The organism is Acidovorax sp. KPB24-03 (assembly GCF_057546605.1).
On record NZ_BAAJYR010000680.1, the window covers coordinates 1 to 1268 of the forward strand.

Annotated in this window: 2 protein-coding genes; both read left to right on the forward strand. The window is 69.2% G+C overall.

Annotated elements, in window-relative coordinates:
• A partial coding sequence (locus AC27KI_RS25150) for a hypothetical protein (RefSeq protein ID WP_487116508.1) occupies nt 1–290 on the forward strand: 290 nt, incomplete at its 5' end.
• Nucleotides 291–340: 50 nt separating this feature from the next.
• Entirely contained in the window at nt 341–1189 is an 849-nt protein-coding gene (gene purU / locus AC27KI_RS25155) for a formyltetrahydrofolate deformylase (protein ID WP_272566953.1), read from the forward strand.
• The last annotated feature ends 79 nt before the right edge of the window (nt 1190–1268 follow it).

Consider the following 1268-nt stretch of genomic DNA (forward strand, 5'->3'; position numbering starts at 1 on the left):
CGGTGCTCTCGCGCTGCCTGCAGTTCAACCTGCGCCCGATGGCGCCCGAGACGGTGCTCGAGCACCTGGGGCGCGTTCTGGCGCAGGAGAACGTGCCGGCCGAACCCCAGGCGCTTCGCCGCCCGGCCGGGCACGCGTGTCAGGGCCGGGCCCTCCTCTTCATCCATGACTGTCCTTGTTGTGTTTTGCCGCGCCTTGCGGGCGACCTCCAATGGGACCGTATTCTCGCGCCAGCCAGGGCCCTTCGGGACGAGCGGCGAGGCCGGGCACCGGCGGCGAACGGGCCCTGACCTGCCGGCCCGCCGCCGGCCCCGGGCCTTGCTGCGACAATCGCCCCGCTATGAACCAAGCCTATATCCTTACCCTGTCCTGTCCCGACAAGCTCGGGCTGGTGCATGCGGTGTCCGGCTTCCTGCTGGAGCATGGCGGCAACATCGAAGAGGCCGCCCAATACAACGACCACGCCACCGGGCTGTTCTTCATGCGCGTGCAGTTCGCCTGCGGGGCGCACGACCACGCCGCGCTCAAGACGCAGCTGGCCGCCTTCGCCGGCCCGCACGGCATGCACTGGCAGTTGCACCCGGTGTCCGAGCCGATGAAGACCGTCATCATGGTCAGCCGCGAAGGCCACTGCCTGAACGACCTGCTGTTTCGCTGGAAGTCCGGCCTGCTGCCGGTGCACATCGCGGCCATCATCAGCAACCACCGCGATTTCTACCAGCTCGCGGCCAGCTACAACGTGCCGTTCCACCACATCCCCGTGACGGCCGCCACCAAGGCGCAGGCCGAGGCGCGGCAGTTCGAGATCATCGAATCCGAAGGCGCCGAGCTGGTGGTGCTGGCGCGCTACATGCAGGTGCTGTCGGACGACCTGTGCCGCAAGCTGGAAGGCCGGGCCATCAACATCCACCACAGCTTCCTGCCCAGCTTCAAGGGCGCCAAGCCCTACTACCAGGCGCACGACCGCGGCGTGAAGCTGATCGGCGCCACCGCCCACTACGTGACGGCCGACCTGGACGAGGGCCCGATCATCGAGCAGGACGTGGCCCGCGCGGACCACAGCAAGACGGTGGAAGACCTCACCGCCATGGGCCGCGACACCGAAAGCCAGGTGCTGGCCCGCGCCGTCAAGTGGCACACCGAGCACCGCGTGCTGCTCAACGGCCACAAGACGGTGATCTTCCGCTGAAGGCGCCCCGGGTGCGGCGCATGCAGGGAGCCCGGTGACCACGGCCCGCCCGTCCGAGCGGCCGCGCGGCGCGGTGCGC